The 15,966-nt window shown below is 40.9% G+C and carries 13 protein-coding genes and 1 pseudogene; 11 read left to right on the top strand and 3 right to left on the bottom strand.

Annotated elements, in window-relative coordinates; genetic code table 11:
- Positions 1–16: 16 nt before the first annotated feature.
- From sufD to sufB, 4 genes are all read left to right on the top strand, one after another.
- Positions 17–1,315 carry a Fe-S cluster assembly protein SufD gene (gene sufD, locus ACO1PF_RS08640; RefSeq protein WP_423188653.1) on the top strand — a complete coding sequence of 433 codons (1,299 nt, stop codon included), beginning with the start codon at positions 17–19 and terminating at the stop codon, positions 1,313–1,315.
- Complete coding sequence (locus ACO1PF_RS08645; RefSeq protein WP_423188654.1) at positions 1,312–2,550, top strand: cysteine desulfurase; 1,239 nt, start codon at positions 1,312–1,314, stop codon at positions 2,548–2,550. The genes sufD and ACO1PF_RS08645 overlap by 4 nt, the downstream gene beginning before the upstream one ends.
- The gene (gene sufU, locus ACO1PF_RS08650; RefSeq protein ID WP_423188655.1) at positions 2,537–3,007 is read left to right on the top strand and encodes a Fe-S cluster assembly sulfur transfer protein SufU; all 471 of its coding nucleotides are present in this window, start codon (positions 2,537–2,539) and stop codon (positions 3,005–3,007) included. The genes ACO1PF_RS08645 and sufU overlap by 14 nt, the downstream gene beginning before the upstream one ends.
- Positions 3,008–3,122: 115 nt before the next feature.
- A complete protein-coding gene (gene sufB / locus ACO1PF_RS08655; protein WP_423188656.1) occupies positions 3,123–4,517 on the top strand; it encodes a Fe-S cluster assembly protein SufB in 1,395 nt (464 codons plus the stop codon).
- Positions 4,518–4,829: 312 nt separating this feature from the next.
- Here the strand turns inward: sufB and ACO1PF_RS08660 are convergent, their stop codons facing one another.
- The gene (locus ACO1PF_RS08660) at positions 4,830–5,357 is read right to left on the bottom strand and encodes a DUF308 domain-containing protein (RefSeq protein WP_423188657.1); all 528 of its coding nucleotides are present in this window, start codon (positions 5,355–5,357) and stop codon (positions 4,830–4,832) included.
- 343 nt (positions 5,358–5,700) lie between these two features.
- Between ACO1PF_RS08660 and ACO1PF_RS08665 the strand changes: the two genes are divergently transcribed.
- Positions 5,701–6,357, top strand: a complete 657-nt coding sequence (locus ACO1PF_RS08665; RefSeq protein ID WP_423188658.1) for a fasciclin domain-containing protein — start codon at positions 5,701–5,703, stop codon at positions 6,355–6,357.
- A gap of 455 nt (positions 6,358–6,812) precedes the next feature.
- Positions 6,813–7,226: pseudogene (locus ACO1PF_RS08670) on the top strand (SufD family Fe-S cluster assembly protein); the annotation flags it as partial.
- Between the two features lie 475 nt (positions 7,227–7,701).
- On the opposite strand, the gene ACO1PF_RS08675 reads toward ACO1PF_RS08670, so the two are convergent.
- The gene (locus ACO1PF_RS08675; protein ID WP_423188659.1) at positions 7,702–8,616 is read right to left on the bottom strand and encodes a nuclease-related domain-containing protein; all 915 of its coding nucleotides are present in this window, start codon (positions 8,614–8,616) and stop codon (positions 7,702–7,704) included.
- 196 nt (positions 8,617–8,812) lie between these two features.
- Here ACO1PF_RS08675 and ACO1PF_RS08680 point away from each other — a divergent pair, with 196 nt between their 5' ends.
- On the top strand, positions 8,813–9,724 hold the full coding sequence (locus ACO1PF_RS08680) for an EamA family transporter (protein ID WP_423188660.1): 912 nt from the start codon (positions 8,813–8,815) through the stop codon (positions 9,722–9,724).
- A 54-nt stretch (positions 9,725–9,778) separates the two neighbouring features.
- On the opposite strand, the gene yghU is transcribed toward ACO1PF_RS08680, so the two are convergent.
- Entirely contained in the window at positions 9,779–10,564 is a 786-nt protein-coding gene (gene yghU / locus ACO1PF_RS08685) for a glutathione-dependent disulfide-bond oxidoreductase (RefSeq protein WP_423188661.1), read from the bottom strand.
- Positions 10,565–10,959: 395 nt separating this feature from the next.
- Between yghU and ACO1PF_RS08690 the strand changes: the two genes are divergently transcribed.
- From ACO1PF_RS08690 to ACO1PF_RS08705, 4 genes are all read left to right on the top strand, one after another.
- Complete coding sequence (locus tag ACO1PF_RS08690) at positions 10,960–11,925, top strand: glycosyltransferase family 2 protein (RefSeq protein ID WP_423188662.1); 966 nt, start codon at positions 10,960–10,962, stop codon at positions 11,923–11,925.
- A complete protein-coding gene (locus tag ACO1PF_RS08695) occupies positions 11,922–12,338 on the top strand; it encodes a GtrA family protein (protein WP_423188663.1) in 417 nt (138 codons plus the stop codon). Before ACO1PF_RS08690 ends, ACO1PF_RS08695 begins: the two co-directional genes overlap by 4 nt.
- On the top strand, positions 12,331–15,081 hold the full coding sequence (locus ACO1PF_RS08700; RefSeq protein ID WP_423188664.1) for a YfhO family protein: 2,751 nt from the start codon (positions 12,331–12,333) through the stop codon (positions 15,079–15,081). The genes ACO1PF_RS08695 and ACO1PF_RS08700 overlap by 8 nt, the downstream gene beginning before the upstream one ends.
- A 134-nt stretch (positions 15,082–15,215) precedes the next feature.
- A complete protein-coding gene (locus tag ACO1PF_RS08705; protein ID WP_423190534.1) occupies positions 15,216–15,836 on the top strand; it encodes a GyrI-like domain-containing protein in 621 nt (206 codons plus the stop codon).
- Positions 15,837–15,966: the final 130 nt, after the last annotated feature.

A 15,966-nucleotide genomic window follows, 5' to 3' on the forward strand; every position in this document is an offset into this window, starting at 1 on the left:
GCAGAGGAGGCATAACATGGAAACCAAAGTAAGTGAATACGTGAGTCATAAAGATGCTTTAGCCGCCTTCTCTCGCGGATTACAAGAACCTGAGTGGATGCTTGAGATGCGCTTAGCTGCGTTAGACCAAATAGACGATCTGGAACCTCCCGTTATTGAACGTCTGCGTTACAACCGCTGGCCTCTATGGCAAGTACCGAATTTAACAGGAGCTCCGTCACCTAAACCGATCGATCCGTTCGAATTTATCGAAGATAAAGCCGATGCGATACGTGTCATTCAAGCAGGAAACGATACGGTGATCGAAACATTGCCCGAATCACTCAAAGAAAAAGGTGTGATCTTTACCGATTTACACACGGCATTGAGAGAATATCCAGAGCTTGTTAAAGAAGCCTACATGAGTAAAGCAGTGAAACCGGGAACCAACAAAATCACCGCGTTCCATGCCGCCTTCATGAACTCCGGACTCTTTTTATACGTCCCTAAAAACGTTGAGATCGATGACGCTTTTGAATCGGTCTTGATCCAAAACAGCTTAGTGGAAGATGCATTCATCAAGCATGTTTTGATTTATGCAGACAGCAATTCTAAATTCAATTATGTTGAAAAAACCCTGACCAAAGGGGATAAAAAGAACGCTGCGAACATCATTGTGGAAGTCATTGCGAAAGCCGGCGCCCAAGTGAAATACAGCGCAGTTGACCAATTGGGGGAAAACTCCACCGTCTACTTCAGCCGTAAAGGCTACACGTTTAGAGATGCCCATATCGACTGGGCCGTTGGCGTCATGAATGGCGGGAACGTTGTCGCTGACTTTGACACCGATTTGATCGGAGACGGTTCAAGCACAGATCTGAAAGCAGTTGCTGTCAGTAATGGACGTCAATTGCAAGTCGTCGATTCAAAAGTCGAGAACCATGGCAATAACACTGTAGGGAACATCTTCCAGCATGGGGTTATCTTGGACCGTGCGACTTTAACTTTCAACGGGATCGGTCATATTCTCAAAGGGGCCAAAGGTGCAGATGCCCAACAGGAATCGCGTGTCTTGATGCTTTCAGACAAAGCCCGTGGAGACGCTAACCCGATTCTCCTGATAGATGAAAACGAAGTAACCGCCGGGCATGCGGCCAGTGTTGGTCGAGTGAATCCGGAAGAAATGTACTACTTGATGAGTCGAGGTATTGAGAAATCAGAAGCTGAACGCTTAGTTATTCGTGGCTTCTTAGGCAAAGTGATCCAAGCGATTCCACTGAAAGGCGTTCGTGATGAATTGATTCAGACAATCGAAAGGAAGCTGACTTCCAAATGACCATCTCAAGCGAAAAATGGAGAGCAGATTTTCCGATTCTCCATCAAGTCGTTAACGATGAACCGCTCGTTTATTTAGATAATGCCGCGACGTCACAAAAACCAACAGCCGTTCTGAAAGCTGTGGAAGAGTATTATCATACTTCTAACGCTAACGTCCACCGTGGTGTGCATACCTTGGCTGAGCGGGCAACCACTCAGTATGAGAATGCACGCGAAACCGTGAGACGGTTCATCCATGCAAACGAAACGGCAGAAGTGTTGTTCACGCGTGGTACGACAACGAGTTTAAATTGGCTCGCTCAAAGTTTGGGTGATGCCATCGTTGAACCGGGTGATGAAATCGTGATTTCCTATATGGAACACCACTCCAACATCATCCCATGGCAGCAGCTGGCTAAGCGCAAGCAGGCCAAACTCGTGTATATCGAACTGACCGGTGACGGCCAGCTCGATATGGACGATGCCCGCAAAAAAATAACCGATAAAACAAAGATCGTGTCATTGACGCATGTCTCAAATGTACTGGGCAGCATCACACCAATCAAAGCTATTGCAGAGTTAACGCACGCGAAAGGCGGCGTGATGGTGGTAGACGGGGCTCAAGCAGTTCCGCATATGCCCGTTGACGTCCAGGCTTTGGATGCCGATTTTTATGCATTCAGTGGACACAAGATGCTGGCACCAACAGGTATCGGCGTTTTGTATGGTAAGCGTGAATGGTTGGATAAAATTGAACCGATTGAATTTGGCGGCGAAATGAACGACTTTGTGGGGCTAGAGAGCAGCACCTGGAAAGAGTTGCCGTGGAAATTCGAAGCGGGAACACCAAACATTTCCGGTGCGATCGGCTTGGCGAAAGCGATCGACTATTTGGAAATTATTGGTATGAATGAGATAATGGAGCATGAACAAGAAATCGTTGACTATTTGATGCCGAAGCTGGCAAATATCGAAGGCTTGACCGTTTTTGGACCCAAAAATCCCAAAGATCGTACCGGTGTGATCGCCTTTAACTTGGAAAGTGTCCACCCGCATGACGTAGCGACCGCTATGGACATGGAAGGTGTCGCTGTCAGAGCCGGTCACCATTGTGCGCAGCCATTGATGACCTATTTAGAACAACAATCCACAGCCCGGGCAAGTTTCTATCTGTACAACACACGTGCGGATGCAGATAAATTTGTCGAAGCACTCATAGCCACAAAGGAGTTTTTCGCATATGGCCTTAACTAAATTAGATCAATTATACCGAGCAGTCATTCTTGACCATTCACAACACCCGCATAGAAAAGGCGTACTGGAAAAAGCCACAGCGCAGATCGAACTCAAAAATCCAGCGTGCGGCGATGTCATTCAAGTTCAACTCAATATTGAGAACGATAAAATCACCGATGTCCGTTTCGACGGTAGCGGCTGTACGATTTCCATGGCCAGTGCCAGCATGATGACCGATGCCATTATAGGCAAGTCACTCGATGAAGCCTTAGCGTTATCCAAAGAATTTTCAGGACTGGTTCAAGGTGAAGATCCTGAACACGAGGATGACTTAGGCGACGCGATGATGCTTTCAGGCGTAGCCAAATTTCCAGCCCGCATCAAATGTGCCACGTTATCCTGGAAAGCTTTGGAAAAAGCCTTAGCTGATAACGGACAGACCGGTGTCGACGGACAACTGAAACACGACGAATAGTATGTTAGAAAACATAAATAAAACAACAAAGGTTAGATTTGATCAGTGTCTGGCAGTTAAAGCCTGAAAGAAAGGACTTTATCTGCTTTTCCGGATGTGAGGAAGGGGAAAACACATGTCTCAAGTACCAGAGAAAAATGAATACAAATACGGCTTCCATGACGATGTGGAATCTGTTTACGACACGGGTAAAGGTTTGAATGAAGGCATTATCCGTGATATTTCCGCTCGTAAAGAAGAACCTGAGTGGATGCTTGATTACCGATTAAAAGCGTATGAACACTATAAATCTCGTGCGATGCCAACCTGGGGTGCAGATTTATCAGATGTCGATTTCGATAACTACACCTATTACCGTAAAGCCAGCGAGAAACCCGAACGCAGCTGGGACGATGTTCCTGAAAAGATCAAAGAAACCTTTGACCGTTTAGGCGTACCCGAAGCAGAACGACAATTTTTGGCCGGTTCAGGCGCACAGTACGAATCCGAAGTGGTTTACCACAACATGAAAGAAGAATTCGAGAAACTGGGGATCGTCTTTACAGATACGGATTCCGCATTGAAAGAATACCCGGAGATCTTCAAAGAACATTTCGGGACAGTCGTTCCACCAACAGACAACAAACTGGCCGCACTGAATTCATCCGTCTGGTCGGGGGGCACATTCATCTATGTACCCAAAGGAATCAAATGTGATGTACCGCTGCAAATGTACTTCCGTATCAACAACGAATCGATGGGTCAGTTCGAACGTACCCTGATCATTGTCGACGAAGGCGCAAGCGTGCATTACGTCGAAGGCTGTACCGCACCAACGTTCTCATCAAGCTCACTGCACTCTGCAGTCGTTGAGATCATCGTTAAAAAAGACGCATACTGCCGTTACACGACCATTCAAAACTGGTCCGATAACGTGTATAACCTGGTTACAAAACGTGCCACAGCTGCAGAAGGTGCAACCGTTGAATGGATTGATGGTAACCTGGGCGCGAAAACGACCATGAAATACCCAAGTATCCACCTGAACGGACGCGGCGCGCGTGGAACAACCATGTCGATCGCAATGGCCGGAGCAGGACAAATACAGGATACGGGCGCTAAAATGATTCATAACGCACCGAACACATCCAGCTCGATCGTTTCTAAATCGATCGCCAAAGATGGCGGAGCCGTGAACTACCGTGGACAAGTCACCTTTGGCAAAAACTCCGAAGGTTCAATCTCACATATCGAGTGTGACACCATTATCATGGATGACCTGTCAAAATCCGACACCATTCCATTCAATGAGATCCACAATTCAAACGTGTCATTGGAGCATGAAGCGAAAGTTTCGAAGATTTCAGAAGAACAACTCTATTATCTAATGAGTAGAGGACTCAACGAAGAAACCGCGACAGAAATGATCGTCATGGGCTTCGTAGAACCGTTCACCAAAGAATTGCCAATGGAATATGCCGTTGAACTGAACCGTCTCATCAGTTATGAGATGGAAGGATCAGTGGGATAAAACACTAAGCAAATTAGTCTGAGACTGGGACGAAAACCCCGTCTTGAGCTAGCAAAAGAGAAACCCGAGTGAATTTGTTGATACATACAAATTCACTCGGGTTTTCTTTTTGTTAAAATCAGTTTCACTTTAAATATTTTACTCAAGTGAAACTTATATTAGCGTTCACTTTTCAAAAAGCTGGCTCGACCATTATTTTTTGTTTTCCATAGTGTCGTATTCATTCTTTTAACGTAAACAATAACAAACAAAAAACAACGCAGTCCCTGTCATCAAAAGGGGCTGCGTTGTTAGATATTTGAATTAAGTTTCTTACTCAAGGTTCTCTATGTTAGGAATAAGGAAGTACATCATAACATTGTTAACGCCAGTGAAAATCAATTGAAAGGAAACAGTCCAGTAAAAAATAGCCACTGCTAATTGTGGGTCAAATAAGGATAGGATGCCAAACCAAACAACCAGAATGTTCAACACAATAGCAACCCATTTTAAATTGTTGTCCGATTTAAAAATAGCAAGAGTATTAGTGACAGCTAAAATCATCAGCATAATAACGACTAGACTAACCACAAGAAAAGCTCCACGTGCGGGGTTTCTTAAAAAGAAAACGATACCAATAGCGCTAATTAGTAAACCTTCAAATACACGCAATATTTTATACTTCATTTCTTTCGTCATAAAGATACCATCAATGACAGTCACAATGCCTATAAGAGCAAAGGTGACCCCGATAACCGTTAAAAATATAACACCCTGACGGACTGGGTTAGACATAAATAACATGCCTAAAATCAACAGCAGAATACCTTGAAAAAGAAATTTCAAGCGTTCTTTTTTCATCAATAAACCCTCCTTTACTGTATCTCCTTTGCTTTATAATGAGAGTGTAAGTCTATACCAATGGGATGTCAAGCAATATGAGTTGACATTCCATTGTTGTTTTTTTACAATGTAAAGTTTGAATAAGCTGTTGATTCAACGAATCCTCTTGCATTCTCATCGCCAGTGCTTCCCGTTGTGAATGCTAAAAATAATTAGTACTAAACAAGATTGGCACGTTTTTTCCCTTGAGCCTCTTAATTGACTTCTAGTATTCTTTTTATTAATATTATGGTGTAAAAAGAAGTGCTTATTCTCTATTGTCGAAACATTCCGTGGACTTTATTAGAAAGGAAGGATTTCTATGAACAAAGACGTATTGAAGAGGTTACGATTGGGTGTTCTCTCTTTTTCAGCTCTAGCTTTAATTGCCGCCTGTGGGACCGATGATACGGACGAACCAGCAGTCGATGAAGACCCAGCTGTTGAAGAGCCGGTTGACGATGAAATGGCAGACGATGAACCAGCAGATGACGAAATGGCAGACGATGAAATGGCAGATGAAGACCCAGCTGACGAAGCCGAAGAAGACGTTGTCGGTATTGCACAAGGTGATCCTGATTTTAGTACCTTAGTCGCTGCTCTTCAAGAAGCAGAACTTGTTGAAACGCTTCAAGGGGAAGGACCGTTCACAGTGTTTGCACCGACTAACGCTGCCTTTGACACACTGTTGGATGAATTAGATATTACAGCCGAGGAATTACTTGCACAACCAGATTTAGAACAGATTCTTACGTATCATGTTGTGTCCGGTAATGTTTTAGCCGCTGATTTAACAGATGGTATGACAGCAGAAACAGTTAATGGAGAAGAATTGACTTTTGACTTGTCAGGTGATCCCATGGTGAATGAATCATCAATTATTACAACCGATATCGAAGCGTCAAACGGTGTTGTACACGTAATCGATACCGTCTTGGTTCCTTCTGATTTTGAATTACAAGAAGTAGAAGCAGAGTAATTCACCGATGCATTTTCCTCATCATTAAGACCGTAATCTGAAAATGTATGCTTATCTACTTTAATGATAGTTTTGTTTTCAAGAACAAAACAAAAAATCACTCCCTTTGACTTTTGTCAGAGGGAGCGATTTTTTTATCAAAGAGAGAAATATTTCAAGCGATGAATAGTTGAGTATCTACACATGAAAATAGATACCTCAGTACTGAGCCGGATCAATTTTATCAAGATTACGAATTAACGTACACTGAAGATGTTCTCCTTATCGAATCCGATGATATCATCTACGAGTTAACTATCATAGGGCCCAGAAATTTTTTAGATGAATAAAATGATATAGAACTGAGTACTAATGTCTATATGTTGGATGAATCGGTTGAGTTCAATTGATGCTCACATCGTTTACATGCAGTAAAGTTATTCATTGAAGAGCCAAGTATCCACTTGAACGCACTCGGAATGACCATGTCGATTGCAATGGCTGAAGCATGTGAGGTCCAAAACACTGGTACGGAAATGATTCATAACGCACCAAACACATCAAGTTAAATCGTATCGAAATCGATTGCCAAAGATGGCGGAGCCGTCAACCACCGCAGCCAAGTTACGTTCGGTAAAAACTCAGTCGGATCGATATCACATATCGATTGTCACACCATTATCATGGATGATCTGTCTAAATCCGACACCATTCCATTCAATGAGATCTACAACTCCAACGTGTCTCTCGAACACGAAGCGAAAGTATCCAAAATTTCAGAAGAACAATTCTACTATCTTATGAGTAGAGGACTCGACGAAGAAACCGCGACAGAAATGATTGTCATGGGATTCGTTGAACCATTCACTAAAGAACTCCCAATGGAATAGGCCGTTGAACTCAACCGTCTCATCAATTATGAGATAGAAGGATCAGTGGGTTAATAAAGAATCGGAAGCCTTGCAGCGATGCGAGGCTTTTTCTTTTAAGGAAGAGCTCTAATATGAAAAAAACACTGGGCAGTCTTTTTTGTGACCACTTGATGTCGAGTTACTTGTAGAACTAGTCACTAAACCGATATTGAGACTAGTTGATTGAGAAAAGCTGAAAGAAGTGGTTCCAAAAGGCTTATTGAGACCAGTTCTTTGCAGGATATAAAATCAACTGGTCACTAAATGAGTTTTGAGACTACTTCGGTTTCATACGATTCAGGAACTGGTCTCAAAAGCGATATAGTGACTAGTTAGTTAATATTAGGACTGTGAACTGGTCTCAATCCTCTCTGAAAGTGACGTTGAGAGAAAAAAAGCTCTTCAAATAAGGAGAAAACGACTTGTCTTGGCAAGTCGTTTCCTTTTTAGGCCATTAAGTATAATGAGATGACTTCGCAAACCCATTGATTGTAAATTCCGTATTTAGAATTGCCCTGATCCTGCGTTTAGGAAGAGAGCCACCACACCATTCGTGCATGACATTGCATGTCAGCTGCGCTTCAGGAAACAAGAACTTGAATGACTGAACTTCAGACAGAAAAAGCTTGTTGAGTGAAGTAGTATGTCTACAGGAACCGCAGAGACTCATCTTAGAGGAATTTTTCAGGTCAAACGATCCGCAGCAACTGCAGGTCAGCCCTTTTTTAAGATCATTAAAATCATACAAAGGTAGCTTCCTCTGGTAAGGAAGCTCTTTTTGACATTCTTCCAGTAAACGGTCGGCAATATGGTAGTTTTTAGCTGATAATATATCGCATCGACGATTGATACTAGTAAAATGTGATATGATTTGAGGAAGGTATATAAATGGATTTTCCTTTTTGGCCTCATAAAGAAAGAACGCAGAGTTGACGAATACGACATTCGGTACGATGGATATAGCATGGTCCCACTGATTAATTAACTTCTTAAATACTGTTGTTGTGCGGTTTAACTGACCTGCTGGGCTGACGATGTCCTGGCCGGAATCCGTACGAAACTGTCCGGTCAGATTGGTGTAGTTGCCTTCATAATTTTTGATTTCATATAAATAAATCGCATTTGAAGTCACCATAAGTGAATCAATCTGAATCGGTGTATTCCCAATAACCAGTGACAGATCATTCAGAATGAGAGCATCGCTAGTAAGATATTTCTTCACCAAAGAATCAAAGATTACCTCGCCATCATAGCCTTTAGATAGAGTAGACAAGTGCTGCTTTTCTCTGTAAGGAAGAGTCATCCGTTTGTCCAGCAATTCCAGTGCTGTCAACAAATCCGGTTTGTTTCTTAGTTTTTTGATAAGCATTTCACACCTCCACACTATTACTATTTACAATTAGAAATATTTCTCACTTTATTCATAAAAGTAATTGAGAAATTAGGAGCCTTCGTGAGAATCAGCATTACTTGATTTATTTTAAATGATATACTTAAAAGCAGAATAGCTGAAGCTACTAATCAAATTAGATTGAGAAGCTTATGCTATTTTAAAAGGAGGAGTTATGTTTTATTTGTTTTTAGCCATTTTATGCAGTGCGTCCATTGCACTCATTTTTAAATATACGGAAAATACAGATTCAAATAGATATGTCATTACAAGTGCTAATTATTTTATTGCATTTGTAACGAGCTTAATCATGATTATTTACCAGGGAATCTTGAATGGCGTTACCCGAGAAATTCCTTTTATAGATGATTTCGCTTTATTAATGGGAAATGATCAGCACATTTTATCACCTTACTCAAGTATTGTCTGGGGGATAATTATCGGCGGAATAGCAGGTGTTTTCTTTTTCTTGTCGTTTACTTACTATCAAAAAAGTGTCAAAGATAATGGGGTGGGAGTATCCGGGACGATAGCAAAGTTAGGCATACTTATTCCAATGATTTTTTCAATACTTATCTGGAGAGAATTTCCGACATCTATTCAGTGGATAGGCATTATATTATCATTAGTATCAATCGTTGTTATCAATTTGTCTAAAAAGTCTATCAAAACATTTGATTTCAAACCGACACTTTTACTTCTATTCATTTTTGGCGGTATGGCAGAATTCTCAAACAAGATTTATCAGAATTATGCTCTGAATGAGTATAAAGATGTTTTCCTTTTTTCAATATTTTTTGTTGCCTTTTTGATTAGTGTGACATACACGGTGAATACAAAAGGGAAGCCAACCCTTAAGGACATCTTGACGGGCTTTGCAGTAGGCATTCCCAATCTGTTTTCGTCTTACTTTCTGATCCTTTCACTGGATACAGTAAATACCTCAGTGGCTTTTCCTATTTACAGTGCCGGGAGTATCGTATTGATCAATATAGGCGGCCTGCTTATTTACAGAGAAAGAATTGCTCCAAAGAATCAGTTAGCCATCGCGATGACCATTGTCGCACTCATTTTGATCAATGTATAAAAAAATCTCGAAGTGTCGTTATGACACTTCGAGATTTTTCTGTCTAGTTTAGTTTCATTTGATATCTTTATACTCCAGATTCAGTGCACGTTTGACAGCAGGTCGCTCACCGATACGGTCAGTCCACTCTTTTAAATTCGTATATTCGTCAGCTTTTAAAAACGCCGCGGCATCGCCGTACAAGTCGCCTTGAACCAGACGCCCGTACCAAGGCCAGATCGCCATGTCTGCAATAGTATACTCGTCGCCGTTGATATATTCCTTGTCGGCTAAATGTCTGTCGAGCAGATCCAATTGACGTTTGGTTTCCATGGCAAAACGATTGATCGGGTACTCCTGTGCAAAAGGTGCGTAGGCGTAGAAGTGACCAAAGCCGCCACCTAGATACGGTGCAGCTCCTGTTTGCCAGAACAGCCAGTTCATCAGTTCAGTTCTCTCAGCCAGTGTAGTTGGAATAAATTGTTCAAACTTTTCAGCTAAATATAATAAAATGTTGACTGATTCAAACACACGAACCGGTTCATCCTGTGAATGATCCACCATGGCTGGAATTTTCGAATTAGGGTTGATTTCAACAAAATCACTCCCGAACTGATCGCCTTCTCCAATGTGGATTTTATATAAGTCATATTCTGCCGATTTAACGCCGGCTTCTTTCAACTCTTCCAGCATGATCGCCACTTTCTGTCCGTTAGGTGTCCCTAATGAATAGACTTGCAAGGGGTGTTCGCCTACTGGAAGTTTCTGTTCAAATCGACTTCCGGCGACAGGCTGGTTACCGAATTGGTTTTTGTCTTCTTGATCCCATTCCCATACTTTAGGTGTTTCATAGTTTGACATAATATCCGCTCCTTCTGTATTCAGTATACTGATTTACGATTTTTTAAACAAGAAATCTAGCATAGGCATTTGATAAAAGTTTACTGTAGAGACTGATAATGGATATATTATTTGTGAAACTCAAAATAACAGCTTGATCTTTTGATCCAAATTAGAGGATCTATTTATGTTTGAGGACATTTTTGGAGATGGTCATTTTCACGAAAAAGGAGGAACAGCGATGAAACCAAACGGAGCTTTAATTTCAGATTACTTATACGATAATAGTGAAAATTTGTAGTATCGAGACGGTGTAGCTTTTTGATATACAATTGTATGAAAGGCAATTTTAGAGATATCGTGATACAATAAGAAAATGAGTAAAAAGCTCAGCTAGTAGAATTCTGGAGGAAAAAATGAAAACAATAACAATTGTAATCCCTATTTATAATGAAGAAGAAGTACTGCCTCAATTAGTTCGCCGATTGGACGACATGAGTAAAAGCCTAACCAACATTGAGTGCGAATTTTTATTTATAAATGATGGAAGCGAAGATCAGACATTAAATAAAATCAAAGAAATCAGAGAAAAAGATCCTAGAGTAAATTACGTTGATTTATCCAGAAATTTTGGCAAAGAGTTGGCTATGCTGGCAGGATTTGATTATGCAGATGGCGATGCCGTAGTAGTTATTGACGGAGATTTACAACAACCACCTGAGTTGATACTGGAAATGGTGAAGTGGTGGGATAAAGGCTATGATGATATTTATGCCGTTCGAGTGGACAGAAAAGGTGAAAGTAAACTCAAGAAATGGACATCCGAGTTGTATTATAAGTTGATTCAGCAAATGACGACTGAAAAAGTCTATCCGTTGGCCGGCGATTTCCGTCTGCTTGATAAAAAATGTGTAGCAGCACTACGAGAATTACGTGAGAGTGAACGATACACCAAAGGAATGTATGGTTGGATCGGATTTAAAAAGAAACAACTAACCTATGTGGCAGATGAACGCGCAGCAGGGCTGACAAAATGGAATTTTCCGAAGCTGTTTAAACTCGCCATGGATGGAATCACTTCTTACAGCACCATACCGTTGAAGGTCTGGTCCTATATTGGCTTTACAATCTCATTCTTGTCATTTGTGTTTTTGCTTATTGAAATAGGGAAAACGATTTTTTTGGAAACGAATGTGGCTGGTTATCCGACACTGTTGGCAGGCGTTCTATTTCTCGGAGGTATCCAATTGATATCACTAGGTGTGATTGGTGAGTATCTAGGAAGAGTATTCATTGAAACAAAGAGAAGACCGCCTTATTTCATTCGTGAAAAATCAGGTGATGATTCAAATAGAGAAGATAGTAAGGAAGACTGGTCATGAAGCAACTATATTCAAAGTACCACCAGTGGATCGATTATATTTTTGTCGGTGTCCTGACAACGATTATTAATTTCGGTGTATTCTTTCTGTTTGATACTATTGTTGGTATCTCTTATCTAATAGCCAATGCTTTATCGATTGTTGTGGCGATTTTATTTGCTTTTTATATGAATAAAAAATTCGTTTTTAAATCGCGAACAACGGACCGTAAAGTGTTATTTCGAGAGTTCACTTTGTTTGTTGGCTTTCGTTTAGGTTCAGGATTTTATGACATGTTAAGTATGTGGGTTTTGGTTGCCTATTTCAGCCTCAACACCAATGTGTCTAAATTGTTGACCGAAGTTGTCGTCGTTCTGCTCAATTATGGCTTCAGTAAATTTATTGTTTTCAGAAAGAGGAATACACATGCATGAAGAGACGAGGCAATTAACAGATAAAAGAGACATCACATCACGCACGTTTTTAGTGTATACCGGACTTTTTCTGGTAATGGTCAGTGCGATCTATAGCTATTTTGTTTGGACCAATACGTCTTTTATCTGGCAAAATGATGGCTTCACACAGCATTATCAGCTTTTTTTTGATTATATTTCTAAAATTAGAGGATGGGTCACCGAAGGCAATATATCCTTATGGGATTGGAATATTGGACTTGGTGCAGATATTATTCATTCTTACGGGTATTATGCTATCGGAGATCCATTTGTTTATTTAGCGTTGCTTTTCCCGTCTCATTTGATGGAAGCAGCTTATCACATCCTTATTCTGCTGCGCATCTGGGCGATCGGGATCAGCTTTTTATTTTTTGTTCGGAGTCAACATCTCTCTCATCACGCCGGTTTGGCTTCGGCCATTGCTTATGCATTTACACACTTTGTCATTTTTAACGTGACACGCCATCCATTCTTTTTGTTGCCTTTGATCTGGTTTCCACTTTTATGTTTAGGGATCGATAAGATTCTAAAAGGTGATTCCAGTCGTTTGTTTATGGTGGCAGTGACGGTAAGTGCGCTGAGTAATTTTTATTTCTTTTATAAATTAACTCTTTTAACAGTTCTATATGCGCTGGTCCGGTTTGCGTATTTGAATAAAAAATGGGACTGGGCTTCATTTACAAAGGTCTTTTTGAAGGCAGCTTATGCCTATGGTGTCGGCTTGTTGATCTCAGCTAGCCTTTTCTTGCCTATGGTTTTTGGCTTTTTGGATTCTTCTCGTCAAGCAGGAGAACTGGGCATCAATCTTCTGTTTTACCCGCTGGAATATTATTTAGCTTTGGTCCAGCATACGGTCAGCCCCGGAAGTTACTTTTGGCTGATCGGAGGATTTCCTATCCTGTCAATATTTGGATTCGTGTACATCTGGAAAAAACCAGACTATCGCTTTATTCGAACGACGGTTATCGTATTATTCGTCCTCGCATTGTTTCCTTTTTTCGGGTCGATGATGAACGGGTTCTCTGGACCTTATAATCGCTTTTCATTTGCACTGCCTTTCTTCTTTTCACTGGCTTTAGCTCACTTTATGGATCAGCGGGAACACATGGATAAGGACTACTTACAGAAGATGAGGTGGGTACTGGTCCTATTTTCTGTGCTTTCTTTCATTACGTGGGTTTTTATTGATGGCTCACTTCCTTACATGACTTTCCCGGTTACTTTAGGCTGGGTGATATGGGGATATCTTAAGCTGCCATCAGATAAAAAACTTTCCCACTTCAATGAAAATCGGTTAGTGGTCGTTCTCGTTATGTTGAATTTGACTGCGAATGCCCTGTACTATTATTACCCATTTGGCATGAATAAGATGGACAGTTCTATTGAATATGGGACAGCTGAGGAAGCTTATCAGCAGGTACTAGCGGATGGACCAGAATACTTGCCAGACAGAGGCTTGGACCCCTACCGAGTGGGAGTCACTTCTCAGGACAACCATGTCAGAAACCAGTTTTTATATCTTGATGTAATGGGACTGAATTCCTATTTATCCATTACGAATGGCTATGTCAGTGATTTTGCGAAAGCGATCGAAACGGCAGGCTTTCAAGTCATTCAACCCCTTAGAAACGGGATCGACGACAGGCGTATCGCCAATCACTTACTGGGCGTGCGCTATATCATTACGGATTCCGAGAATGAGTCGTACCTTCCTTTCGGATATGAAGTAGTTGAAGAGTTGAGCAACAACGAAAATGAGCAGTACATTTTAGCGGAAACAACGGATGCGTACCCTTTTGCCTATGCCATCGGGAACGCCATCTCAGAGAAAGATTTTATGGAACTGAATGCAGTGGAAAGAGAAGCTGCTTTAGTTGAAAATGTGGTGCTGGAAGAAAGTGTCCATCAGGAATTTTCACTGGAAAAAGCGTCTAATGAAAGTGCCGTAAAAGAGATTCGTTTTGAGGTGAAGAATGATGAGAATGAAACGATCAGTCTGCCTGACGACGAAATTTTAATCGAGGAAGAAAACACACAGTTTACGCTCGTTTTAGAAGACCCTGATGAACTGATCGGACACGAGTGGTTCATCCGTTTAGACGGTTTAGACTACCGTCCATTCGAACAATCGCCTTGGCTGCGTCAATCAACGAATTACCGTTTAGCAGTGAACGATGGTCAACAGAGGAAAAGTATTTATCAGTCAGATCAATACAGTTTCAGCTCTTATTTCCATCGGGAGAATATGCTGTTTAATATGGGCTACGTGACAGAAAACGATGAAAAAGAGCAAGTGGATATTGTCGTGGATCAGGCTGGAATATATGCCTTAGATGAGATCGCCGTTTATGCCGTACCGGTCAGTGCCCAAGAAGATGAACGCATCGCTGCCGAGAAAAGGGAACGTGCTTTAGATATTAAAGTGTTCTCGGATGAACGTTTAGAAGGAGAAATCATCGCTGACGCAAATGAGCTTTTAGTGACGGCTATTCCATTCTCAGCTGGATGGTCTGTAATGGTCAACGGTGAAGAAAGGGACGTGCTGAACACGAATTTAGGCTTCGTAGGGGTTGAGCTGACTGCTGGAGAGAACAACGTACAGTTCACATACCGTACGCCTTATTTACGACTGGGTATGGGACTGACTCTAGTCGGGATCATTTTAGCCGCCCTCAATATGAAAAGTTGGGGCAAGACGAATGATGAAAAAAGTAATGACTAGATAGGAACCAGTATGAATGATTTAGTCAAAATATCAGACTCTGTTTTAAGTAAGTCTTGATATGTGATACTTTTCAGCTAACAGGTTATTATATGTCTAAGTATTTCATTACTTTCCGATTGGAGGTTGAAATGATGAAGCATGAGTATAAAAAGCACGAGAAAGAACTCTATGCGCCTAAAAATAAAGCAGAGTTAGTAACCGTGCCTAAACAAAAATTCTTTTGCATAAAAGGTAAAGGTAATCCGAATAGTGAAGAATTCTCTGAAAAGATCGGTGTATTATATACTTTGGCTTATGCTGTCAGAATGATGCCGAAGAATGGTTTTACTCCGGATGGCTATTTTGAGTATACTGTTTATCCACTAGAGGGCTTATGGGATTTGACGACAGAAGGTAAAAAAAGTGAATCCCTGAATAAAGATGAATTATTATATACGATTATGATTCGCCAACCGGAGTTTGTCACTGAAGATGTTGTTGAAAAAGCATTTCAAATAGCCAAAAAGAAAAAACCAAACCCATTACTTGAAGAAGTATATTTTGATGAAATTGAGGATGGATTATCTGTTCAAATTTTACATGTGGGTTCTTATGATAATGAACCAGAATCCTTCCATAAAATGAAGGATTTCATTGAAGACAATGAGTTGAAAATCAAAACGTTGGTTCATAGAGAAATATATTTATCTGATGTGAGAAGAGTTGAAAAGGAAAAGCTGAAAACTATATTGAGATACAGGGTCACAAAGTAAAACGATAATTAATTATAATATAAAAAGTGGACAAATTAATTTGTCCACTTTTATACGTTCTATTATCAGTACTAGGTAAAAATAGAGCCAATCACTAAGGTTAACACTGCGAAATAAAGCTTGAAAATCA

The organism is Alkalibacterium sp. f15, from assembly GCF_049389645.1.
Lineage (GTDB): Bacteria > Bacillota > Bacilli > Lactobacillales > Carnobacteriaceae_A > Alkalibacterium.

Coding starts and splice junctions, on each gene's coding strand:
- sufB (WP_423188656.1), top strand. CDS start 3,123: ATGTCTCAAGTACCAGAGAAAAATGAATACAAATACGGCTTCCATGAC.
- ACO1PF_RS08695 (WP_423188663.1), top strand. CDS start 11,922: ATGAAGCAACTATATTCAAAGTACCACCAGTGGATCGATTATATTTTT.
- ACO1PF_RS08660 (WP_423188657.1), bottom strand. CDS start 5,357: ATGAAAAAAGAACGCTTGAAATTTCTTTTTCAAGGTATTCTGCTGTTG.
- ACO1PF_RS08700 (WP_423188664.1), top strand. CDS start 12,331: ATGCATGAAGAGACGAGGCAATTAACAGATAAAAGAGACATCACATCA.
- ACO1PF_RS08680 (WP_423188660.1), top strand. CDS start 8,813: ATGTTTTATTTGTTTTTAGCCATTTTATGCAGTGCGTCCATTGCACTC.
- ACO1PF_RS08675 (WP_423188659.1), bottom strand. CDS start 8,616: ATGCTTATCAAAAAACTAAGAAACAAACCGGATTTGTTGACAGCACTG.
- yghU (WP_423188661.1), bottom strand. CDS start 10,564: ATGTCAAACTATGAAACACCTAAAGTATGGGAATGGGATCAAGAAGAC.
- ACO1PF_RS08690 (WP_423188662.1), top strand. CDS start 10,960: ATGAAAACAATAACAATTGTAATCCCTATTTATAATGAAGAAGAAGTA.
- sufD (WP_423188653.1), top strand. CDS start 17: ATGGAAACCAAAGTAAGTGAATACGTGAGTCATAAAGATGCTTTAGCC.
- sufU (WP_423188655.1), top strand. CDS start 2,537: ATGGCCTTAACTAAATTAGATCAATTATACCGAGCAGTCATTCTTGAC.
- ACO1PF_RS08705 (WP_423190534.1), top strand. CDS start 15,216: ATGAAGCATGAGTATAAAAAGCACGAGAAAGAACTCTATGCGCCTAAA.
- ACO1PF_RS08645 (WP_423188654.1), top strand. CDS start 1,312: ATGACCATCTCAAGCGAAAAATGGAGAGCAGATTTTCCGATTCTCCAT.
- ACO1PF_RS08665 (WP_423188658.1), top strand. CDS start 5,701: ATGAACAAAGACGTATTGAAGAGGTTACGATTGGGTGTTCTCTCTTTT.